This is a genomic window from Pseudomonas sp. 313, from assembly GCF_000316965.1.
Taxonomy (GTDB): domain Bacteria; phylum Pseudomonadota; class Gammaproteobacteria; order Pseudomonadales; family Pseudomonadaceae; genus Chryseomonas; species Chryseomonas benzopyrenica.
In genome coordinates this window covers 57,346-79,949 of the sequence record NZ_ANBZ01000071.1, presented here as the reverse complement: position 1 = coordinate 79,949, position 22,604 = coordinate 57,346, and the positions used below count along the sequence as shown (strand labels likewise).

Annotated in this window: 19 protein-coding genes and 1 pseudogene; 16 read left to right on the top strand and 4 right to left on the bottom strand. The window is 66.7% G+C overall.

The window, feature by feature from the left end; genetic code table 11:
• From C722_RS0114790 to C722_RS0114770, 6 genes and pseudogenes are all read left to right on the top strand, one after another.
• Positions 1-1,308, top strand: a complete 1,308-nt coding sequence (locus C722_RS0114790; protein WP_017641243.1) for an AAA-associated domain-containing protein — start codon at positions 1-3, stop codon at positions 1,306-1,308.
• 96 nt (positions 1,309-1,404) lie between these two features.
• Positions 1,405-2,463: a sensor histidine kinase gene (locus C722_RS0114785; protein WP_017641242.1), complete on the top strand. Its 1,059-nt coding sequence runs from the start codon at positions 1,405-1,407 to the stop codon at positions 2,461-2,463.
• On the top strand, positions 2,460-3,101 hold the full coding sequence (locus C722_RS0114780) for a response regulator transcription factor (protein WP_017641241.1): 642 nt from the start codon (positions 2,460-2,462) through the stop codon (positions 3,099-3,101). Before C722_RS0114785 ends, C722_RS0114780 begins: the two co-directional genes overlap by 4 nt.
• A gap of 140 nt (positions 3,102-3,241) precedes the next feature.
• Positions 3,242-4,012 (top strand): annotated as a pseudogene (locus C722_RS27095) (MCP four helix bundle domain-containing protein); the annotation flags it as partial.
• Positions 3,986-4,870 (top strand): methyl-accepting chemotaxis protein, encoded by an 885-nt coding sequence (locus C722_RS27090; protein ID WP_371099791.1) that lies wholly within the window; start codon positions 3,986-3,988, stop codon positions 4,868-4,870. The pseudogene C722_RS27095 and the gene C722_RS27090, both read left to right, overlap by 27 nt.
• Before the next feature lie 183 nt (positions 4,871-5,053).
• Entirely contained in the window at positions 5,054-6,280 is a 1,227-nt protein-coding gene (locus C722_RS0114770) for an HD-GYP domain-containing protein (RefSeq protein WP_017641239.1), read from the top strand.
• 41 nt (positions 6,281-6,321) lie between these two features.
• Here the strand turns inward: C722_RS0114770 and C722_RS0114765 are convergent, their stop codons facing one another.
• The 3 genes from C722_RS0114765 to C722_RS0114760 all read right to left on the bottom strand — a co-directional run bounded on the left by C722_RS0114765 (position 6,322) and on the right by C722_RS0114760 (position 8,674).
• On the bottom strand, positions 6,322-6,945 hold the full coding sequence (locus C722_RS0114765; protein WP_017641238.1) for a VOC family protein: 624 nt from the start codon (positions 6,943-6,945) through the stop codon (positions 6,322-6,324).
• A gap of 370 nt (positions 6,946-7,315) precedes the next feature.
• On the bottom strand, positions 7,316-7,765 hold the full coding sequence (locus C722_RS26250; protein ID WP_157225835.1) for a hypothetical protein: 450 nt from the start codon (positions 7,763-7,765) through the stop codon (positions 7,316-7,318).
• Between the two features lie 75 nt (positions 7,766-7,840).
• Positions 7,841-8,674 (bottom strand): IclR family transcriptional regulator, encoded by an 834-nt coding sequence (locus tag C722_RS0114760; RefSeq protein ID WP_017641237.1) that lies wholly within the window; start codon positions 8,672-8,674, stop codon positions 7,841-7,843.
• An 82-nt stretch (positions 8,675-8,756) separates the two neighbouring features.
• Between C722_RS0114760 and C722_RS0114755 the strand changes: the two genes are divergently transcribed.
• The 8 genes from C722_RS0114755 (at position 8,757) to C722_RS0114720 (ending at position 19,422) form a co-directional block, all read left to right on the top strand.
• Entirely contained in the window at positions 8,757-9,569 is an 813-nt protein-coding gene (locus C722_RS0114755) for an enoyl-CoA hydratase/isomerase family protein (protein WP_017641236.1), read from the top strand.
• The gene (locus C722_RS0114750; RefSeq protein ID WP_017641235.1) at positions 9,566-11,653 is read left to right on the top strand and encodes an acetate--CoA ligase family protein; all 2,088 of its coding nucleotides are present in this window, start codon (positions 9,566-9,568) and stop codon (positions 11,651-11,653) included. Before C722_RS0114755 ends, C722_RS0114750 begins: the two co-directional genes overlap by 4 nt.
• A gap of 217 nt (positions 11,654-11,870) precedes the next feature.
• A complete protein-coding gene (locus C722_RS0114745) occupies positions 11,871-12,698 on the top strand; it encodes an ABC transporter ATP-binding protein (protein WP_017641234.1) in 828 nt (275 codons plus the stop codon).
• Between the two features lie 26 nt (positions 12,699-12,724).
• Entirely contained in the window at positions 12,725-13,492 is a 768-nt protein-coding gene (locus C722_RS0114740) for an ABC transporter permease (RefSeq protein ID WP_017641233.1), read from the top strand.
• Between the two features lie 42 nt (positions 13,493-13,534).
• The gene (locus C722_RS0114735; RefSeq protein WP_017641232.1) at positions 13,535-14,533 is read left to right on the top strand and encodes an ABC transporter substrate-binding protein; all 999 of its coding nucleotides are present in this window, start codon (positions 13,535-13,537) and stop codon (positions 14,531-14,533) included.
• A 64-nt stretch (positions 14,534-14,597) separates the two neighbouring features.
• Positions 14,598-15,848, top strand: coding sequence for an OprD family porin (locus C722_RS0114730; protein ID WP_017641231.1), 1,251 nt, complete (start codon positions 14,598-14,600; stop codon positions 15,846-15,848).
• A gap of 18 nt (positions 15,849-15,866) precedes the next feature.
• Entirely contained in the window at positions 15,867-17,948 is a 2,082-nt protein-coding gene (locus C722_RS0114725) for a 3-hydroxyacyl-CoA dehydrogenase NAD-binding domain-containing protein (RefSeq protein ID WP_017641230.1), read from the top strand.
• A gap of 148 nt (positions 17,949-18,096) precedes the next feature.
• Positions 18,097-19,422 carry a M20/M25/M40 family metallo-hydrolase gene (locus tag C722_RS0114720; RefSeq protein ID WP_026083867.1) on the top strand — a complete coding sequence of 442 codons (1,326 nt, stop codon included), beginning with the start codon at positions 18,097-18,099 and terminating at the stop codon, positions 19,420-19,422.
• 54 nt (positions 19,423-19,476) lie between these two features.
• On the opposite strand, the gene C722_RS0114715 is transcribed toward C722_RS0114720, so the two are convergent.
• The gene (locus tag C722_RS0114715) at positions 19,477-20,601 is read right to left on the bottom strand and encodes an MFS transporter (RefSeq protein WP_017641228.1); all 1,125 of its coding nucleotides are present in this window, start codon (positions 20,599-20,601) and stop codon (positions 19,477-19,479) included.
• A gap of 264 nt (positions 20,602-20,865) precedes the next feature.
• On the opposite strand from C722_RS0114715, the gene C722_RS0114710 reads away from it, so the two are divergent.
• Together C722_RS0114710 and C722_RS0114705 are read left to right on the top strand one after the other, a co-directional pair.
• Complete coding sequence (locus C722_RS0114710; protein ID WP_017641227.1) at positions 20,866-21,294, top strand: DUF2231 domain-containing protein; 429 nt, start codon at positions 20,866-20,868, stop codon at positions 21,292-21,294.
• Positions 21,291-22,586 (top strand): sorbosone dehydrogenase family protein, encoded by a 1,296-nt coding sequence (locus tag C722_RS0114705; RefSeq protein ID WP_026083866.1) that lies wholly within the window; start codon positions 21,291-21,293, stop codon positions 22,584-22,586. The genes C722_RS0114710 and C722_RS0114705 overlap by 4 nt, the downstream gene beginning before the upstream one ends.
• Positions 22,587-22,604 lie beyond the last annotated feature (18 nt).

Below are 22,604 nucleotides of genomic sequence, written 5' to 3'. Positions count from 1 at the left end.
ATGAACCTGCCTACCTTGAACCCGCGTCCCCTCATCGACGTGCAGAACGTCCGCCAGCTGTACGGCAACGCCGGTGGCCCGGCCCGGGTCGTGCTGGACGAAGTGTCCCTGACCCTGCACGAAAACGAGATCGTCGGCCTGCTGGGTCGCTCCGGCTCGGGCAAGTCGACCCTGCTCAGATCCATCGCCGGGCTGCTCACCCCCAGTGGCGGCAGCGTCGCTTTCCCGCCCAAGGACGACGGCCAGCGCGCCCGGGTCAGCATGGTATTCCAGAGCTTCGCGCTGTTTCCCTGGCTCACTGTGCTGCAGAACGTCGAGATCGGCCTGGAAGCCCTGCACGTGCCGCTGGACGAGCGCCGTCGCCGCGCCCTGGCCGCCATCGACCTGATCGGCCTGGACGGCTTCGAGAGTGCCTATCCCAAGGAGCTCTCCGGCGGCATGCGCCAGCGCGTCGGCCTGGCCCGTGCCCTGGTGGTGCACCCGGACGTGCTGCTGATGGACGAACCCTTCTCGGCGCTGGACGTGCTCACCGCCGAGACCCTGCGCACCGACCTGCTCGACCTCTGGGTCGAAGGGCGCATGCCGATCCGCTCGATCCTCATGGTCACCCACAACATCGCCGAGGCGGTGCTGCTCTGCGATCGGGTGCTGATCTTCTCCAGCAATCCCGGCCGCGTCGCCAGCGAGATCCGTATCGACTTGCCGCAGCCGCGCAATCGCCATGATCCGGCTTTCCGCGAACTGGTGGAGGAAATCTATGTGCGCATGACCGGCGAGACCACGCCGGCGCCCCACGAAGGGGGCGTTCCCGGCAACGGCCTGGGCATGCGGCTGCCGACCGTGTCCACCAACGCCCTGGCCGGTCTGCTGGAAGCGGTCCAGGCCGCGCCCTACGACGGTCGCGCCGACCTGCCGGAACTGGCCGGCGGCCTGGGCTATGCACTGGACGAGCTCTTTCCCCTGGCCGAGGTGCTGCAGCTGCTGCGCCTGGCGGTCCTCGAAGGTGGCGATCTGCGCCTGCTGCCGGCCGGCCGCGCCTATGTCGAGGCGGGGGTGGACGTGCGCAAGCAGCTGTTCGCCCGCCAGTTGCTCAACTTCGTGCCCCTGGTGGCCCATATCCGCCGGGTACTGGACGATCGCCAGGGTCACACGGCGCCGGCGCGGCGTTTCCGTGACGAGCTGGAGGACTTCATGGACGAAGCCGACGCCGCGCGCACCCTCGGCAGCGTCATCCAGTGGGGGCGCTATGGTGAACTCTTCGCCTATGATCAGGCGGCCGATATGTTCAGCCTGGAAAATCCGGGCTAAGAGCGACTAACAAAACGACTGCGCGTCAGCCAGACGGGCACTCCGTTTTATTAGCCGTTCCAAGATGTGCGCACGCCTTCGAACGAGAGACTGGCCATGGATCGACGACCCTTCGCCACCACCACCCACTGGCTGCGGCTCGGGGGCCTCTGCGCCCTGGCGCTGGGCATTGCCTTGCTGGATACCCTGACCGATCGGGAGATCGCCATTGGTGTCTTCCAGGTGGTCGTGGTGCTCCTGGCCGCGGGTTTCCTGTCCACCCGCGGGGTCACGGTCACGGCGCTGGGTTGCGCGGGGCTGGTGCTCTGCAGCTACCTGGCCACCCGTACCGGCGACCGCGAGGCCGGGCTGGTCAACTGCATCATCAGCCTCCTGGCCATCGTCGCGGTCGCGGCGCTGTCGCTGCGCCTGGAGGCGGCCAAGCGCGCCGCCGATGCGGCCCGCGCCCGGCTGGTCCAGGCCGGACGCCTGAGCCAGCTGGGTGAACTGGCCGCTTCCATCGCCCATGAGGTGAATCAGCCGCTCACCGCCATCGCCGCCAGTGGCAATGCCTGCCAGCGCTGGTTGAGCAATCAGCCGCCCCAGGTGGAGCGCGCCGTGCAGGCCGCGCAACGGGTCATCGACGACGCCCATCGCGCCAGCGCGGTGATCGCCCGGGTGCGCAGCCTGGTGCGCCAGGCGCAGGTGGCCAAGGATTGGCTCAACCTCGCCGCTACCGTGGAGAAGGTGCTGGATTTCGTCCGCGCCGAACTGGCACAGCGTCAGGTCGCCGTGGAGGTCCGCCTGCAGGAGGGCCTGCCGCCGCTGCTGGCCGACGAGAGCCAGTTGCAGCAGGTCATCCTCAATCTGCTGCTCAATGCCCTGGATGCCCTCGAAGGAGTCGCTCCCGAGCAGCGCCGGCTGGTCATCCAGGTGGGGCAGGACACCGCTGGCGCCATCCGCCTGGGCGTAGAGGACAGCGGTCGCGGCTTGACGCCCGGCGCGCGTGAGCAGATGTTCGAGGCCTTCTACACCACCAAGGCGCAGGGCATGGGTCTGGGGCTGGCGCTCAGTCGCTCCATCGTCGAGGCCCATGGCGGCCGGATCTGGGCCACCTCGCTGCCGGAAGGCGGCACCGGGGTCTATTGCAGCCTGCCCAAGGATCCACAACCATGACCTCAGCAAGCACGACCGATCAGATCCAGCCCGCGCGGGTCCACTTGGTGGACGACGACGCCTCGGTCCGCGCCGCCTTGGAGGATCTCCTGGCGTCCGTGGGGCTCAGCACCCACAGCTATGTCTCGGCCGCCGACTTTCTCGACCGTGCCCGACTGGAGGAGCCGGGCTGCCTGGTGCTAGATGTGCGCATGCCCGGCATGAACGGCCTGGACCTGCAGCAGGAATTGCAGCGCAGGGGACTCGCGCTGCCGATCATCTTCATCACCGGCCATGGCGACATCCCCATGTCGGTCCGGGCGATGAAGCAGGGCGCCCTGGAATTCCTCACCAAGCCGTTTCGTGACCAGGACCTGCTCGATGCCATCGGCCAGGCGCTGCGCAAGGCACAGGACGCCCATGCCCAGCGCCGGCACTTGCAGGAGCTGCAGGCCCGCCTCGACACCCTCAACGACGGCGAACGCGCGGTACTGGCGCGGGTGGTGACCGGCCTGCTCAACAAGCAGATCGCCGCTCAGCTGGGGGTCAGCGAGATCACCGTCAAGGTGCGTCGCGCGGCCCTCATGCGCAAGCTGCAGGCCGGCTCCCTGGCGGAGCTGGTCAAGATGGTCGAGCGACTGGGGGCGTCACGCGGCTAGGCCGTTGCGACGCGCCATACAGCCGCTGGACAACCTCCACAGCTTTCTTGTCGCGCCAATCGCTGACGCGCTAAAGAAAGAAATTAGTCAGTCGATACGGGCGTTAGAGGATCGCCTTCCGCCGATCCAAGGAGCCCGTCTTGAACCTTCGTCAGCTACGCATCGCCCCCCGCGCCATCCTGTGCTTTGGCACAGTCACCCTGTTCGTGATGCTGCTCGGCGCCTTCGCCCTGGTCCAGCTCAAGGCCCTGCGCGCCACCGAGCAGGCGATGGAGGCCGAATGGCTGGCGAGCGTCCAGACCACCGATGACATCCAGGTCGCGCTGCTGCACACCCGCCTCGAAAGCATCCGGCTGCTGGCCAGCGAGGACAGTGCCGCCATGGCCCTCGCCACCCGGCAGATCCATGTGAATCGCGATCTGATGAACGCCCGGACGGCCTATTATCGTGACCACCTGATTTCCACCGCCGAGGAACGCAGCAACTTCGACCAGGCCGCGCTGCAGATGAAAGGCTATCTGGACGGACTGGATCGGGTCGTGACCCTGGCCGCCAGCGATCGCGCCGAGGCCCTCAAACTGGCCAATGGCGAGCAGCGCCAGCGAGCCGAAGGCTATCAGGAACAACTGACCCGGCTGCGCGAGTTCAACAGCGAAGGCGCCCGTCAGGCAGGTGCAGCAGCCACCGGCATCTATGACCGCAGCGTCAGCATTGTCGTCGGTATCATGCTGCTGGCCGTGCTGGTGACCCTGCTGCTGGCCTGGCGCCTGACTCGCAGTCTGGCCCAGCCGATCGGGGCTTCCCTGGCCGTGGCCGATGCCATCGCCCAAGGCGAGCTGACCGGCAAGATCGATCCCAGCGGCAGGGACGAAGCCGCCGGCCTGATGCGCGCCCTGGCGCAGATGCAGGACAACCTCAAGGACACCCTGCATGGCATCTCCGGTTCGTCCAACCGCCTGAGCGACACCGCGCGCACCATGCACGCCGTCACCGACCAGGCCAGTCGGGCCCTGGCGAGCCAGAACGCCGAGATCGACCAGGCCGCCACCGCGGTCACCGAGATGAGCGCCGCGGTGGAAGAGGTGGCCCGCAATGCGTCCTCCACCTCCCAGGCTGCGCGGGAATCCAGTGCGGCGGCGGAAAACGGCAATGCCAAGGTCGGCCAGGCCCTCGACGCCATGCAGCGCCTCACGCAGCAGGTGCAGTCCACCTCGGTGCAGGTCGAAGGCTTGGCTGGCCAGGCCCAGGACATCAGCCAGGTGCTCAGCGTGATCGGCTCCATCGCCGAGCAGACCAATCTGCTGGCGCTCAACGCGGCCATCGAGGCTGCGCGGGCGGGCGAACAGGGTCGCGGTTTCGCCGTGGTCGCCGACGAGGTCCGCGCCCTGGCGCATCGCACCCAGACCTCCACCCGCGAGATCGAGCAGATGATCCAGGCGATCCAGAAGGGCTCGGCCGAAGCCGTGGATTCCATGCAGCTCAGCACCACCCAGGCCCAGGCCACCTATGCGGTGGCTCAGGAAGCCGGCGCGGCGCTGAGCGACATCCTCCAGGCCGTGCGCCTGATCGACGAGCGCAACCTGCAGATCGCCACCGCCTCCGAAGAACAGGCCCATGTCTCCCGCGAGGTCGACCGCAACCTCATCAGCATCCGCGATCTCTCGGTGCAGACCAGCGACGGCAACCGCGAAACCGTGGGTGCCAGCGAACAGCTGTCCGAACTGGCTGGCGAACTGCAGACGCTGGTGCGACGCTTCAAGCTGGCCTGAGGGGAGGGCGCGCCGTCTGGTATTGCGCGCCCCGAAGTTACAAACAGTTACCTCTGACCACTGTTTTTTGCCAGCTCATCGGCGCGGGCAGGCTGGATGCTTCCCTGGGTGGTGGCATTTTGGTATCAATGGTTATTGTAATACCTATTAGACCCCGCCCACTGACGTGCTTGCCGAGAAGCCATGGCGCTGCCCCAATACAGCATCAGAGTGCCCGTGTCTCAGTTGCAGCTGGGCATGTACGTCTGCGAACTGGATCGGCCCTGGGAAGGCACGCCCTTCCTGTTCCAGGGATTCCCCATCCAGAGCGTGCAGGACCTCCGCACCCTGCAGGACACCTGCGAGTTCGTCTGGGTGGACCGGCGGCAGAGTCCTGCCGTAACGCCGCTATCGGCTAACCTGTCCGCCAACCTGGCGGCCAGCGCTCAGGCCAAGACCTATGCCATCGACTACCGGGATGAGGTCAAGACCACCGAACCGGTGTGGCGCGAGGCACGCGCCGTATCGATGCGGATGCTCGACGCCGTCAGATTCGGCAAGGAACTCAACGTCAGCGAAGTCCGGCGGGCGGTCGGCGAGTGCGTCGAGAGCGTGCTCAAACACCCCGCGGCCAGCCTCTGGCTGGCGCGCATCAAGCAGCGTGACCACTACACCGCGGAACACTGCCTTCGCGTCTCGCTCTATGCCATCGCCGTGGGCAAGGCGCTGGGCATGCTGCCCCTCGAACTGGAAGAACTCGGGGTGTGCGGCATGCTGCACGACGTCGGCAAGATCAAGGTGCCCGACGAGATCCTCAACAAGCCAGGCCGCCTGACCGAGGAAGAATTCCGCATCATGCAGGCCCATACCACCTACGGCTATCAGTTGCTGATGGCCAACAGCGAGGTGCCGCCCGCCGCCGTTGACGTCGCCCATACCCACCACGAACGCATGGATGGCAAGGGCTACCCCCGCCAGCTGCCGGCGCAGCGCATCCCCTTCAAGGCCAAGATCATCGCCGTGGTGGATGCCTACGACGCCATCACCAGCGATCGCCCCTACAGCGAGGGCCGTTCTAGCCTGGAAGCCTTGCGCGTCCTCTTCGAAGCACGGGGCACGCAATTCGACGAAGTCGTCGTCCTGGCCTTCATCCAGCTGATCGGCGTCTATCCGCCCGGTGAGATCGTCGAGCTGAGCACGGGGGAGGTTGGGATCATCATCGGCTTCGACGCCGGCAGCAAATTGAAGCCGCGGGTCCTTGTCGTGCTGGACGCGGACAAGCAGCCGCGGCCAGAGCGGGTGCTGGACCTGGCGCGCAATCCGCTCGATAGCCAGGGGCGCCTCATCAGCGTCCGCGCGGTGAAGCCCTCGGGTGCCTATGGCATCGATATCGATGCCTATCGTGCCCAGGGGCTGGTGGTGCCGGTCTGAGCGGGCGAGCGGGTCAGCCGTCAGCCGTCAGCGGTTGGCCATCAAAGGGTCTTCAGACCCGTTGGCGTCTCCAGATAGGCCAGCAAGCCGGGTCTCTCGCCAGGCATCACCGCGACGGGGCCGGAAAAGCCGATCGCCTCCAGCTGTTGCCCGAGCACTGCGGCATCGGGATGCCTGAGCTCCAGGCGCTGCAGGCGGCAGCCCTGATCGATCAGCGCAGCCGCGGGGTGCCGGGCGTCGCCCCAATCGATCAGGCTGGGCAGGACACCGCTCAGCGGTAGCTGCCCATCGGCGTGGATCGAGATCTGCCAGGCCAGCGTGCCGCGGCTCATCGACTCGATGCGGCCGAAGGTCTGCATGAGGCGCGCATCCGCCTCAGCCAATCCCCGGGTCCTGGCCACCCAGTGCGCCAGGCGGGGCTCGGCATCGGGCTCCAGCTCATCCAGCCCGAACCAGCGCGGTCTGGTCGGCGGTGGAGCGTCGAGGTCCGGGGCTATGACTTCCAGGTAGCAGTCGCCCAGGCGCAGCAGGAGGTTGTGGGTGCCCATGCGCGCGTGTTTGCCGCCGGGCTGCAGCGCCACGCCCAGGCGCTGCTCGACATGCAGAGCGCCCGCGGCGAGGGTCGGGGCCACGATGACCAGATGATCCAGGCTGGAAGCTCTCATAAGCGCGACTCCTGATATGGAAAGATTCGATGTCGGGTATTAAGTGTAGCGCTCGTAGTCTGCTAAGAACTTCAACGCACAAAGATTGGGATGGCTTAACCTGCCAGTTCATACGCCCTCGGGATCGCCCATAGCTATCGCAACATCACCTTCCTTTAACTCGCCTTTTAATAGATGTAGCCGTGAGCCTTCTGTTGAAGGCGTAGAGGACCATTTTGCACGGCCGCCTGAGTTGGTAGAGAGATCATCATGGCATTGCAAGATCAGTGGTTTGAAACAGTAGTGCAAGAATTTTTTAGTTTTGCATAACGCAAATGGGTATTCGTCAGTAAGACGTGGCTGGTGTAGCGGAGCCAATCATGTTGCTGAATCAGGGGGTAGATATTATCTTATCGAGGAACGCCTTTGTGTTATCACTTTTGAGATCGCTTACGTACCAGTTGCCAGTGGCTCTTCTGAAGCCAACAACTAGGCCGGCTACTTCTCCATCATCCCTTTCTACAATATAAGCTCTCGAGTCAAATATTTGTGCTTTTTCTACGGATTCGACTTTATACACATCAAAGACTTTCCTTCCGTCAAGCCAGTTTTGCCAATGTTTCTCTCCTTCAATCAATACTGGCTTTTCTTTTTCTTTTAACCATGGAACTATCTTTCCCTGGAAGGTTTGCAGCCAGCAGCTTTTTGAAAAATTTGATTTGATACAGTCGAGGAGCCGAGCCTCGACGCTGTCTCTTATGTCAGGTGACTGTTCAGTGGCATAGATTGAGAAGGGTGTAGAACAAAGCAGAGCTAAAATTGTAATTTTCAAATGGCCCAAGTTTTATACCCTAGTAATTGGCTTTAATAGGTGGCTGGCTATGCCGGCCATTATAGTTCTTCAAGGAAATGGCCGTCATCCAGCCACCACCCCACACGCCGCCCTGATCTTCCCGGCCAATTCCAGCAGCACCCCGGCATAGCGCTCCTCGATCTCCGCCTCCGACAGCGGGGTGGCCAGGCTGATGTTGAGGGCATGGGTGCGATAGCCGGGGAGGCCGAGGGGGGTGGCGATGGCGACCACTTCGGGTTGCCAGGCAGCCAGGCAGTAGCCCTTGCTGCGGACGCTGGCGAGCGCGGCGCGGATCTCCTGTTCCAGTGGCGCCCGGCGTGCCTCGCAGCGGCGGGCGCAGAAGGTGGCGATCAGCGTCTCGCGTTGGGCTTCGCCCAGGCCGGCGAGGCAGGCGCGGCCCAGGGAGGTGATGTCCATCGGCAGGCGCTGGCCGACCAGGACGTTGCGCGGGGTCTTGCGTTGACTCAGGCGAATCGACTCCAGGTAGATCATCTCGTCGCGGTCCGCCGCCGCCAGACTGACGTTGACCTGGTGCTCCCGCGCCACCTTGATCATCAGCGGCGAGGCGGCCTGCAGGAGGCTGCTGCCCTGGTGCATGGCATGGGCCAGGCCGAGAAAGGTCGGCGCCAGGCGATAGGCGCTGCGGCCGCCGTCGTAGTCCAGAAAGCCGGTACGCACCAGGGTCTGGGTCAGGCGGCTGACGGTGGACTTGGCCAGGCCGAGGAGGTCGCTGAGTTCGCCATTGGTGAGGTATTCGGTGCCCGGACGAAAGGCGCGCAGGACATCCAGGCCACGCTCCAGCGAGCGGTTGGCCGGTGCCTTGCCCTGGCCAGGCATGTCGGCGGCGTTCGGCTCGTCGACGGCGTGTTCCACCTGGTGGAATGGCTGCGTTGTCATGACAGGTCTCCTCGCGCAGATTGATTTCAAGCCTGGCGCAGATCCGGGCAGCCAATCAACCCAAGAATAAGAGAGGCCTCCCATGACGACAGCTCCCGAATCCTCGACCCCCATCGAGCTGACGGTGACCCAGGGCATCGCCACCCTGACGCTCAACCGCCCCGAAGCGCGCAATGCCATCAGCGACGACATGCGCACCCTGCTGATCGAGCACCTGGAGCGCATCGCCGCCGACAGCGCGATCAAGGCGCTGATCCTGACCGGTACCGGCAAGGGCTTCTGCGCCGGCGGCGACATCAAGGGCATGCAGGCGCGCATGAGTGCGCCGGCCGGTTCGGTGGCCTTCAACGGCTGGAAGCGCCAGCAACGGGTTCACCATGCCGTTTCGCTGCTGCACAACCTGCCCAAGCCGACCATCGCCGCGGTCAACGGCGCCGCCACCGGGCTGGGCTGCGACATGGCGCTGAGCTGCGACTTCATCATCGCGTCCGAGCAGGCGTCCTTCGCCATGAGCTACATCGCCCGCGGCCTCATCCCCGACGGTGGTGGCCTCTACTTCCTGCCACGGCGGGTCGGCCTGAGCCGGGCCAAGGAGCTGATCTTCACCGGTCGCACCGTCGCGCCGGGCGAAGCCGAGCGCATCAACATGATCGACCGGGTGGTGCCCCACGATGCGCTGCTGCCAGCGGCCCAGGACTGGGCGCTGCAACTGTCCGCCGGTTCCGCCACGGCGCTGGGGCTGAGCAAGTCGATCCTCAACAATACCTTCGAACTGACCCAGGGCCAGATCTCGGCCATGGGCAGCCAGGCCCAGGGCATCTGCTACACCTCCAGCGAACACCAGGAGTCGGTCGCCGCCTTCCTGGCACGCAAGAGCGCGGGTGGCCAACGATGAGCGCCCTCGACCGTCTGCTCAGTCCGGCCAGCGTCGCCGTCATCGGCGCCTCGGGCGACGCCCGCAAGACCTCCGGCCGGCCCATCGCCTTCCTGCGCAAGCATGGCTTCCAGGGACGCCTCTATCCGGTCAATCCGCGCTACGAGGAGATCGACGGCCTGCGCTGCTATCCCTCTATCGCCGAGTTGCCCGAGGTGCCGGACGTGGCGGTCATCCTGCTGGGTGCCGAACGCGCCAATCAGGCGGTGGCCGAACTGGCGGCGCTCGGCTGTGCGGCGGCCATCGTGCTGGCCGGCGGCTATGGCGAAACGGGGGAGAGCGGCATCCGCCGCCAGGCGGAACTCCAGGCCGCGCGCGGCGGCATGCGTATCCTCGGCCCCAATACCATCGGCCTGGTCAACGTCAGCGAGCGCATCACCCTGTCCGCGAGTGGCGCCCTGGACATGGACGCCCTGCTGCCGGGCAAGGTGGCCTTGGTCTCCCAGAGCGGCGGCATCCTCGGCGCCTTGCTCTCCCGTGGCGTAGCGGCCGGCATCGGCTTTTCCAAACTGATCTCCACCAGCAACGAGGTGGATCTGGACGTCGCCGACTTCGTCGACCATCTGGCCGGCGATCCGGCCACCGCGGTGATCGCCCTCTACCTCGAAGGGCTGCGCGACACCGCCAGGTTCACCCGCGCCGTGGGCCGGGCCCGCGCCGCCGGCAAGCCGGTGGTGGTGTTCAAGGTCGGCCGCTCGGAAGCCGGCGCCAGCGCCGCGGCCTCCCATACCGGCGCCCTGGCTGGCTCCGACGGTCTCTATTCGGCCTATTTCCGCCAGCTCGGGGTGATCCGCGCCGAGACCTTCGCCGATCTGCTGGACATTCCCTTCGCCCTGGCCAGTGGCCGGGTGATGCAGGGCACCCGGGTAGCCATCCTGACCTCTACCGGTGGCGCCGGCACCCTGATCGCCGACAACCTGGGCGTCAACGGCTTCCAGACCCCGCCGCCCGGCGCGGAGACGGCGGCGCGACTGCGCGCCCTAGACGTCGGCGACCAGGCAGTGCTCGACCGCAACCCCATCGACCTGACCCTGGCGGGCCTGCAACCGGAGGTGATGCGTGGCGCCATCAGCATCCTGCTGGACAGCCCCGACTATGACGCGGTGATCAGCGTGGTGGGTTCCTCCGGGGTGGCCCAGCCGCACCTGATGGCCGATGCCATCCGCGACAGCCTGGCCAATTCGGAGAAGCCGGTGCTGGCCTATATCAGTCCCCATGCGCCGGCGGCGGCGCAGCGCATCAACGGTTCGGGCGGGGTGGCCTTCAGCGCCCCCGAAAGTTGTGCCGGAGCGCTCAAGGCGCTGGCCTTGCAAGGCAGCTATGCAAGGCAGCGGCCGGGGCAGCTCGGCGCCGCCCCCTCGGCCGAGCCGGTGGCTCTGGCGGACCTGCAACCCGGTCCGCTGGACGAGGCGCGCAGCAAGCAGCTCTACGAGACCTTCGGCATTCCAGTGACCCGCGAGCGGGTAGTGGGCGATGCGCGTCAGGCCGAGGCGGCGGCCCGTGAACTGGGCGGCGAGGTGGTACTCAAGGTGCTCTCGGCGCGCATCCCGCACAAGAGCGAGGTGGGCGGCGTGGCCCTGCGGCAGCGACCCGAGGGCATCGGTGCACGTCTGGAGCGGATGCGCGACGAGGTGACCACCCAGGTTGGCTTCGATCCCGAGGCCTTCCTGGTGCAGGAAATGGTCAGCGGCGGCGAGGAGCTGATCCTCGGCTTCACCCGTGATCCGCAACTGGGCCCGGCGCTGCTGCTCGGCATGGGCGGGGTGACGGCCGAACTGTTCCAGGACACCACGCTGCGCCTGCTGCCGGTGACCCTGGAGGATGCCCGGGAAATGCTCGCCGAATTGCGTACCTACCCCTTGCTGGACGGCTATCGCGGCCGACCCAGGGCCGACGTCGAGGCGGCGGCGCACTGCATCGTGGCGTTCTCCGACATGGCCCTGCGTCTGGGCGAGCGCCTGCAGGAAGCCGAGATCAATCCGCTGCTGGTCAGGCCGCAAGGGCAGGGCGTGGTCGCCCTCGACGGTCTCACGGTGCTGAGCTGAAGCGTCGCTGTTCCACAGGGTGGAACAGCGCCATTGCCGCTCAGGTTCACCCTTGCATAATCCAAGAACGCTTCATTTCTGACTCATAACAATAAGTAGGTCACTATGAACAGCTTCCAGATCAACCTCCCATGGTGTGCATTCCTACCGTCAGGCGCCGTCGCGTCGTTCATGAGTCCTGAACCCGACGCCACGTCCTCGAACCGGGAGTAATGCCATGTCCGCCGTACTGAAGAACGCCAGCCCTCGCGAGCCGATCGGTGGCATCGCCCCGGCGCCCACCGTGATTTCCTTTCGCAACGTCGCCAAGGCCTTTACCGTCAAGGGCGTGGCGAAGCAGGCTTCGCACAGCATCACTGTCGACATCCAGCAGGGCCAGGTGGTGACCATCGTCGGTCCTTCCGGTTGCGGCAAGTCGACCCTGCTCAACATGGTGGCCGGCCTGTTCGCGCCCACCGAAGGCCAGGTGCTCTACGGTGGCCAGCCGGTGAAGGGCATCAACGGCCGCACGGGCTACATGACCCAGAGCGATCACCTGCTGCCCTGGCGCGACGTGGCCGGCAACATCGCCGTGCCCCTGGAGATCCGCGGGGTGGGCAAGGCCGAACGTCAGGCACGCATCCGCGACCTGCTGGCCCTGGTCGGCCTGGAAGGGCACGAGAAGGCCTATCCCAGCCAGCTTTCCGGGGGCATGCGCAAGCGTGCCGCCCTGGCCCGGCTGCTGGCCTACGATCCCGAGACCCTGCTGATGGACGAGCCCTTCGCGGCGCTCGATGCCCAGCTGCGCATGCGCATGCAGACCGAGTTGTTCAAGCTCAGTCGCCAGCTGAAGAAGACCGTGCTGTTCGTCACCCACGACCTGGACGAGGCGGTGGCCCTGGGCGATCGCTGCCTGATCTTCTCCGGTCGCCCCGGCACCATCGTCCGCGACGTGCCCATCCCCCTGGGCGACGAGCGCAACATCCTGCAGCTGCGCAAGGACCCGCGTTACCACCAGCTCTGCGGTGACCTCTGGGAATTTATCACCCCGAGCCAAGACGCCTGAGCGGCCCACCCCTGGAGAATCCTGCTATGAACATCTTTCTCGGCCGCGTCGCCATCTTCGCCGTCATCCTGCTGTCCTGGCAGTTCGCCTCGGGACCGCTGGTGGATCCCTTCTTCGTCAGCTCGCCCAGCGAGATCGGCGGCCGCTTCGTCGAGCTGGTCGCCAGCGGGCGGCTGTTCGCCCATGGCTGGATCACCGTCGTCGAGACCCTGGCCGGCTTCTTCTGCGGCGCCTGCGCCGGGATCAGCGTCGGCCTGCTGCTGGGCCGCAACGAGACCCTGGCCAAGCTGCTCGATCCCATCCTGATCTCCATCTACAGCCTGCCCAAGGTGGCCCTGGCGCCGCTGTTCATCATGTGGTTCGGCATCGGCATCGAGATGAAGATCATCCTGACCGCCACCATCGTGTTCTTCCTGGTGTTCCTCAACACCTACAGCGGCGTGCGCGCGGTGGAGCGCGAGCAGCTGGAGATCCTGCGGCTGATGGGCGCCAAAGAACATCACCTGATCGGCAAGGTGGTGCTGCCCTCGGCCATCCAGTGGGTGTTCACCGGGCTCAAGCTGTCGGTGCCCTATGCGCTGATCGGCGCCATCGTCGGCGAGATCATGGCGGCCAACCGCGGCCTGGGCTACCTGCTGCAGGACGCCGCCGGCCAGCTGGACACCGCCGGGGTCTTCGCCGCGCTGCTGGCGATCATCTTCCTGGCGCTGCTGCTGCAGGCGGCGGTGCGCAAGCTGGAAACCGCGCTGATGCCCTGGAAGAAGGAACAGGACGCCCGCGAACTCTCGATCTGAATGCTCCCACTACCCATTACAAGAAGAAGAGAGGTCTTTGCCATGTCGTTCAAGCGTCTGTTTTCCGCCCTTGGCCTGAGTGCCGCGCTGCTGACCACCACCCCCGCCGTGCAGGCCGATGAAGCGGTCAAGGTGGCCATAGGTACCGAAGGCTTCGTGCACATGCCGCTGTTCGTGGCGCTGGATGCCGGGCTGTTCAAGAAGCACGGGCTGGACGTCAGCCTGGTCAAGTTCAAGGGTGGCGGCGCCGCCGCCTCCGGGCTGGTCAGCCGCTCGGTGGAGTTCTGTTCCTGCGCCATCCAGAACGCCATCAACGCCAAGGTGAAGGGCGCCGACGTGACCCTGCTGGGGCGCATGGTAGGCCAGTATGCGAGCAACGTGGTGATCCGCCAGGAGGTGGCCGACCGCCTGGGGCTGAACGCCAACTCCACCGTCGAGCAGCGCCTGGCCGCCTTCAGGGGGCTGCGCCTGGCGGTCAGCGGTACTGGCGGCAGCGCCGACTTCCTGGTGCGCTTCCTCGGTCAGGAAGCCAAGCTGCAGTCGGAGAAGGATTTCACCCTGCTGTACCTGAACAATGGCGGCGCCATGCTGGCCGCCTTCGCCCAGGGCCGCATCGACGGCTTCGCGCTGTCGTCGCCGGCGTCGGACAGCGCGGTGATCGAGCAGCAGGGCTTCACCCTGCTGGACATGTCCGAGGGCCAGGTAAAGGCCCTGGACGGCTATCCTTCCATCGCCCTGAGCGCTCGCCGCGAGTGGTCGCAGGAGCATCCGGACACGGTCAAGGCGTTCCTCGCGGCGCTCAACGACGCCACCCAGCTGATCAGCCAGCATCCGGACGAGGCCGCCAAGGCCGTGCGCACCCGCTTCGAGGGCGTCAACGACGAGGTCTATGCCGCCGCCTGGAAGAACAACCGCAAGTCCTTCCCCGCGACGCCCTATCTCACCGATGAGGACGTCCAGCGCGCCATTACCTTCCTGGGCCAGATCCAGAACACCCAGATCCCCGGTACCGCCGCCGATTACCTGACGCAGGTGCGCTGAGCCGCACGCTTCCTTCCATTCCCCTGGTACGCCGCGGGTGGCCAGGGTTCGGTAGAGACCTCCTATGCACAGGCATCATGACAAGCCGATCCTGGCGGCAGGGCTGGGTATTGCCCTGCTGTCGCCCCTGACCTATGCCGAGGGCTTCCTCAAAGACAGCAAGGCCACCCTGGAACTACGCAACTTCTATATGAATCGCGACTTCCGCGACGGCAGCGGCCAGTCCAAGCGTGAGGAGTGGGGCCAGGGCTTCATCCTCAAGTACGAATCCGGCTTTACCCAGGGCACCCTTGGCTTCGGCCTGGACGCCCTGGGCCTGGTGGGGTTGAAGCTCGATTCGGGCCGTGGCCGCACCGGCACCGGTCTGTTGCCGGTAGACGACGAGGGCCGCGCGCCCGGCGAATACGCCAAGGCCGGGGCGACCTTCAAGGCGCGCCTCTCCAGGAGCGAATTGCGGATCGGCACCCTGCTACCGCGTTGGCCGACCCTGGTCACCAACAATGGCCGCCTGCTGCCCCAGACCTTCGAGGGCAGCCAGTTCGAATTCAAGGAGATCAAGGGTCTGACCCTGACCGGCGCCAACATCCAGCGCACGGTCTATCGCGACAGCTCCGGAGCCGACGGCCTTTCGCTGAACAACAAGAATCGCCGTTTCAGCGGCTCCCTCGAGGGGAGCGATTTCAATGTCGTCGGCGCCCTCTACCGCTTCGGTACCACCACTGACCTGAGTGTTCAGTACGCCGTGCTGGAAGATGTCTATCGCCAGCGCTTTCTTGGTCTGACTGACCGCCGCAAGGGCGACTGGGGCGTCTTCCTCACCGAGGTGCGGCTGTTCGACAGCGACGACGAGGGCAACGCCCGCGGCGGACGCATCGACAACCGCGCCTTCAGCGCCCTGGGTACCTACAAGCGCGCCGGCCATTCCCTGGGCCTGGGCTATCAGAAGATGTCGGGCTCGACGGCCTTTCCCTACGTCAATGGCACCGACCCCTATCTGGTCAACTTCGTCCAGGTGGGCGACTTCGCCGAGACCAACGAGCGCTCCTGGCAGGCGCGCTACGACTATGACCTCGGCCAGCTGGGTATCCCCGGCCTGAACTTCATGACGCGCTTCGTACGCGGCAGCCAGGCCGAACTGCGCGGCGGCGCGTCCGGCGGCGAACGGGAACTGGATGTGGAGCTGCAATACGTGCTGCAGGGCGGCTCGCTCAAGGGCCTGAATCTGCGCCTGCGCAGCGCCACCTACCGTTCCGATTTCTCGCGGGACGCCAATGACGTCCGCGTCATCGCCAGCTATCCGCTGTCGCTGCTCTGACCCTTCGGGAGACCCTACATGACCATCGTAACCCTGCAACGGATCGACGCCCTGGGCGTCATCACCCTGGACCATCCACCGGTCAATGCCCTGTCCCGCGAGGTGCGTGCGGGGCTCCTGGCTCGGCTGCAGGAGGCCCTGGCCGATGACGGGATCCAGACGCTGGTGATCACCTGCGCCGGGCGGACCTTCGTCGCCGGCGCCGACCTCCGCGAATTCGACCTGCCGCTGCAGGAGCCCCAGCTGCCGGCTGTGCTGGCGGCCTTCGAAGCCTCGCCCAAGCCGGTGATCGCCGCGCTGCATGGCACGGTATTGGGCGGCGGGCTGGAGCTGGCGCTGGCCTGTCATTACCGGGTCGCGGCGACCGCTACCACCTTCGCCTTGCCGGAAGTCAGCCTGGGCCTGATCCCGGGCGCGGGCGGCACCCAGCGCCTGCCGCGCCTGGTTGGCGCACCCCTGGCGCTGGATATGATCGTGGGCGGCACGCGCATGGATGCCAGTGCGGCGCTTGGCGCGGGGCTGATCAATGGTCTGGGCGAAGGTGAACCTCTGGCCCTGGCCCAGGATTTTCTGCGTGATCATCCCTCCTTGTCGCCACGGCCGACGGCGGCGCAGACAGTATCTCCGTTCGACCCCGATTCCTTCGAGGCCCAGGCCCGCGGGCTGCTGCGCAAGTTTCCGGGCCAGGAGGCACCGGTGCTGGCGCTGGACGCCTTGCGCGGTGCCTGGCAGCTGCCGCTGTCCGCCGCCCTGCAGCGCGAGCGTGAGCTGTTCGTTGCCCGGCGCGAGTCCGCTCAGGCCCGGGCCATGCGCCAGGTGTTCTTCGCCGAGCGCGCCCTGGCGGGTCGTAATCGCGCCCTGGCCACGGCGGCGCCTCTCGTAGCGTTGCGGCAGGTGGCGGTGATCGGCGCGGGGCTGATGGGCAGCGGTATCGCCCTCTGCCTGGCCAACGCCGGCCTGGCCACCGTCCTGATCGATACCCAGCCCCAGGCCCTGGAACGAGGCCGCGCCACGATCGACGGCTACTTCTCCGGAGCCCTAGCCAAGGGCCGCCTGACGGCGGATCAGGCCAGCGCGCGCGCCGCCCTGATCCGCTGTGAAGCGACCCTGGACGCGGTAGCCGACGCCGATCTGATCATCGAGGCGGTGTTCGAGGATCTGGCGGTCAAGCAGGAGGTCTTTCGTCAGCTCGATCGTCTGGCCAAGCCTGGCGCCATCCTGGCCACCAACACCTCCTATCTGGACATCGATGCCATCGCCGGGGTGACCGGCCGGCCCGAAGCGGTGATCGGCATGCACTTCTTCAGTCCGGCCCAGGTGATGAAGCTGCTGGAGGTGGTTCGCACCCGCGCGGTCGCGCCTGCTGTCCTGGCCACTGCCCTGCAGCTGGGCGAGCGCCTGGGCAAGACCACGGTGGCGGTGGGCAACTGCCATGGCTTCGTCGGCAATCGCCTGCTGGCGGTGCGCGAACGCGAGGCGACCCTGCTGGTGGAAGAGGGCGCAGCACCCGAACAGGTCGACCGGGTGCTGCGTGAATTCGGCTTTCCCATGGGCCCCTTCGAGCTGCGCGACCTGGCCGGGATCGACATCGCCTGGCGCAATCGCCAGGGGCGGGGTGAATCCCTCAGCCCAGCCGAGCGGGCCTGCGACCTGATCGAGCAGCTCCACGCCCGCGGCCGTCTTGGCCAGAAGTCCGGCGCCGGCTACTACCGCTATGGGCTGGGTCAGCGCCAGGGCCAGGCGGATCCCCTAGTCGCCGAGTTGCTCGCCACCCACCGTCAGCGCCGGGGTCTCACCCCGCGCAGCCACAGTGATACGGAGATCCTCGAACGCTGCCTGTTCGTGATGATCAACGAGGCAGCCTGGCTGTTGGAGGAGGGCATCGTCGAACAGCCGGTCGACATCGATCTGGTCTGGCTGCACGGCTACGGCTTTCCGCGCTATCGCGGCGGGCTGCTGTACCACGCCGACCAGTGCGGGCTGGAGCGAATCGTCAGCATCCTGGAAGGCTGGTCGGCCGCCCTGGCCGAGCGCGGGACGCGAATCTCTCCGCGGCTCAGGCAGCTGGCGGCCGAGGGGCGGAGGTTTCTGGACTCCTGAGTCGCGAGGAGCACCCTGAACGACGCTGCATATCCGAGAACGCCGGGTTCTTTGACCTTTCGTTCGCGGGGACCTAGGGTCAGGCGGGGCGCATTCGTCAGACGATTGCGCCCGATCGGAATACCAATTCAGGCAATGGGAGTGTCAGATGTCTTTTGCTCGTTCGGCTTTGGCCAATCGCTTTTCCGCTCTAGTGCTTACCGCAGCGACCGCCACCCTGGCGCTGCCCCTGGCCGCCGCGCCGGGTGTCGAGAGTTCCCTCTCCGCCGTGCAGGGCGATGCCCGGGTCGCCAAGGCCCTGGACGCGCTGCGCGCCGATGATGGCCGCACCTTCACGGAACAGAAGCACATCGCCCAGATTCCTGCGCCGCCGTTCAAGGAAAAGGTGCGCGCCGAGTATTACCTCAAACGCTTCCAGGAGCTGGGCCTCAAGGACGCCAGCATCGCTCCGGAAGGCTATGTGATCGCCACCCGCAAGGGCAGCGGCCAGGGTCCGCAGCTGGTGGTCTCGGCGCACCTGGATACGGTGTTCCCCGAGGGCACCGACCTGACCCTCAAGGAACAGGACGGCAAGACCTATGGCCCCGGCATCGGCGATGACGCCCGGGGCCTGGCGGCGCTGTTGTCGGTGATCGACGCCCTGAACAAGAGCGGCATCGAGACGGTGGGTGACCTGATCTTCGTCGGCACCGTGGGCGAGGAGGAGCTGGGCAACCTGCGCGGGGTGAAGGCCCTGTTCAAGGATCGCCAGGGCATCGACGGCTTCATCTCGGTGGATGGCATCGACGTGCGGCGGATTGTCAATCGCGGCACCGGCAGCCACCGCTACGAGATGACCTTCAAGGGTCCGGGTGGCCACAGCTTCGCCGAATTCGGGCGACCCAGCGCCATCCACGCCATGGGCCGTGCCATCGCCAAGATCGCCGAGGTGCGGCCGCCCAAGGAGCCCAAGACCACCTTTACCGTGGGCACGGTGCAGGGCGGCACCTCGGTCAACGCCATCGCCGGCGAAGCGCGCCTGACCCTGGACATGAGATCCAACGAGGAGGCCGCGCTGCTGGCCGAAGAGAAGGAGATCCTGGCCCTGGTGCAGGACGCGGTGAAGGAGGAGAACAAGCGCTGGGACACCGATCAGATTTCGGTCGACATCAAGCTGATCGGTGATCGTCCGGCCGGTGGCACGGCGGAGGATTCGCCCATGGTACAGACGGCGCAGCGCTCCATCGCCGCCGTCACCAACGGCGCCAAGGTCACCCTGAGCGGTGGCAGCACCGACTCCAACACCGCCATGTCCCTGGGCGTGCCGGCCATGACCATCAGCGGCGGCGGGGAGGGCGGCAGTGCCCACTCGCTGGCGGAATGGTACAAGCCGGTGGACGCCTACCAGGGCCCGCAGAACGTGCTGCTGACCAGCCTGACCCTGGTCGGCGTCAAGGGCGTCAGCGAGCCGGTGCTGCAGGCGAAAGGCAAGTAGCACCAGGCTCCCCTGGCACCCGTCCGCTAGGGCGGGATGCCAGGGCCGGCGGGCTCACTCGCGCGCCGGCTTCACGCCCAGGCACGCCAGGGAGCTGACCAGGATGGCCAGGCCGGACAGCGGGTACAGCAGGGTCGAAGGCACCAGCGGGATGAGCACGCCCGCCAGCAGCGGCCCCACGCTGGCACCCACGTCGCGCCACATGGCGTTGGAGGCCAGCGCCGGCAGCCGGGCCTGACCGGGATGGCGGGTGGCGACCAGGGTCACCACCAGGGGGATCTGCAGGGCGCGCAGGATCAGTACTCCGCCGGCACCGAGGATCAGCCAGTGGAAGCCGAAGGCGATCAGGAACAGCGCGGTCAGCGTCGAGCAGACCACCAGCATGGGTGCCGCGCCATAGCGATCCGCCGCCCGACCGCCGAGGGGGCTGAGCAGCATGTCGGACACATAGCGCAGCGCCATCAGCAAGCCGGCCACCAGTACCGCGTCGCCGCCCAGCACCGCCTGGGAAAAGGCCGACAGGCCAAAGATGAACAGGCCATCCAGGGTCACGCCTTCGATGAAGGACCAGGTGACGATGCGATCCGGCCAGCGCAGGCGCCGCCCGGGCGCCGGCAATTCGTGACCGGCGCGCGGCAGTCCCAGGGCCAGCAGCAGCCCGATCAGGCAGAGACCGCTGCTCAGCAGCAGCACCGCTCGCGGCCCGTATTGCAGGGTGAGCCAGGCCCCGGCGGAGAGGGCGAGCATGGGGCCGATGGCGATCAGCGCCCGGGAGGTGCCGGTGCGCCGGGCGGCGCCGGCCGGGTCGGCGGTGGCCAGGACCTGGGTGGACAGGTTGAAGGTGGCGAAACTCAGGCCCCAGGCCAGGCGTAGCCCCAGCAGCGCCCAGAAACCCGAGAGGTTGGCGTTGCCCAGGGCGCAGAGCGCGGCCACCGCGGCGGCCACCACCAGGCTGCGCCGATCGCCGCAGCGGGCATAGAGCTGCACCACATAGCGATAGCCGACGATGCGGATCACCCGGTTGGCGGCCAGCAGGATGCCGGCCTCGATCAGGGTGATGCCGAAGACCGGGGCGTACATGGGCAGGACGAGGTAGAGCAGCACGTCGCTGGGCAGGCAGAAGGCGAGGACGATGGCCGCGCGCCGGGAGGCCTGGTCGACGGACCGGGAAGAGGTCATGCGCGAAAGATTCCTGTGGACGAGGTGACGTCCAGCCCTTCGGTCGGCAGCTGGACAGCGGGTTGCACCGGCGGCATTGCCGGACAGGCGCCTGGCAGAGGCCGTGGCTGCAACGAGACTGTCATTATCTCTTCTTTTGCAAGAGGTGTCCGCCAGGCGAAGCGGCTGAACTAACCCCGGGCGCGCGCAATCCTTTTCAGTGCGTCTTGCGTTGCGCAGTGGCTGCCCGGCCCTGCCACGTCCCGTCATGAAAAGGAGTCGTCAGTGACCGTAGCTGCCCACCATTACCATCCTGTCCGGCCCGGCCCGCTGCACGCGCTGCTGCTGGCCGGCTCCGTCCCGCTGTTCATCGGCGGCCTGCTCAGCGATATCGCCTACTACCAGACGATGCAGATCCAGTGGGCCAACTTTGCCGCCTGGCTGATCGCCGGCGCCCTGTTGCTGTCCGGGCTGGCCCTGCTGTTCGCCCTCGGCAATCTGTTCGGTGCGCGCTTCCGCGGTCGCCGGCCGGCGGCCTATTTCCTCCTGCTGCTGCTGGCCTGGGCGCTGGGGCTGGTCAATGCCTTCGAACACGCCAAGGATGCCTGGGCGGTGATGCCCGCCGGGCTGATCCTCTCGGTGGTTGTTTCGGTGCTGAGCCTGGTGGCCGCCTGGATCGCCCTCTCTAACCTGCGTTCGGAGGTGGTTCGATGAGCACTCCAAGAGCCTTGAGCGTCCTTGGTCTGGCCGTGCTGCTGGCCGCCTGCGGCAACGAAGGCGGTGCCGACACCCAGGCACGCGGGCCCGATCCCAAGCTGCCCGAACCCCAGCGCGGCCTCCTGCCGAGCATGAAGATCGCCGAGCCGGCCCCCTGGGGCGATCGCACGCCCACCGTGCCCCAGGGCTACACCATTACCGCCATCGCCACTGACCTGCGCATTCCGCGGCAGATGCTGGTGCTGCCCAATGGCGACATCCTGGTGGCCGAGGGCCGCGGCGGCAACGCGCCGAAGCTGAAACCCAAGGACGTCATCGCCGGCTACATCAAGGCCAAGGGCAACACCCAGGTGAAGGGTGGCAATCGCTTGACCCTGCTGCGCGATGCCGACGGCGATGGCAAATACGAACTCAAGACGGTGTTCGCCGAGAATCTCAACGCGCCCTATGGCCTGGCCTTCGCCAATGGGCGGATCTATGTGGCCAACCAGGACGCCCTGGTCAGCTTTCCCTACCAGGACGGCCAGACCCAGGCCAGCGGCGCGCCGGACAAGCTGGTGGATCTGCCGGCGGCGATCAATCACCACTGGACCAAGTCCCTCGCCGCGAGCGCCGATGGTCGCTACCTCTATGTGGGCATCGGCTCCAACAGCAACGTCGGCGAGCGCGGCATGGATGTCGAGGTGGATCGCGCGGTGATCTGGCAGATCGATGCCCAGAGCGGCGCGCACAAGAACTATGCCACTGGGGTGCGCAATCCCACCGCCCTGGCCATCCAGCCCGACAGCGGCCAGCTGTGGGCGGTGGCCAACGAGCGCGACGAGATCGGCCCGGACCTGGTGCCGGACTACCTGACCTCCATCCGCGAGGGCGGGTTCTATGGCTGGCCCTACAGCTATTGGGGGCAGAACGTCGATACCCGCGCCCAGCCGCAGGATCCGGCCAAGGTCGCCGCCGCCATCAAGCCCGACTACAGCCTGGGCTCCCATGTCGCCGCCTTGGGGGTGACCTTTGCCACCGCGGCGGTGGGTGGGCAATTCACCGATGGCGTCTTCGTTGGCGAACACGGCAGCTGGAACCGCGACAAGCCGGTGGGCTACCGCGTGGTCTTCGTGCCCTTCCAGCAGGGCCGTCCGGCCGGCGAGCCCATCGACTTCGCTACCGGGTTCTACGGCGACGACGGCAAGACCCGCGGCCGACCGGTCGGGGTGGCGGTGGATCAGCGCGGTGGCGTCCTCATCGCCGACGACCTGGCCAACACCGTCTGGCGCGTGACGCGTACCCAGTAAGGTGCGAGAAGGATCGGC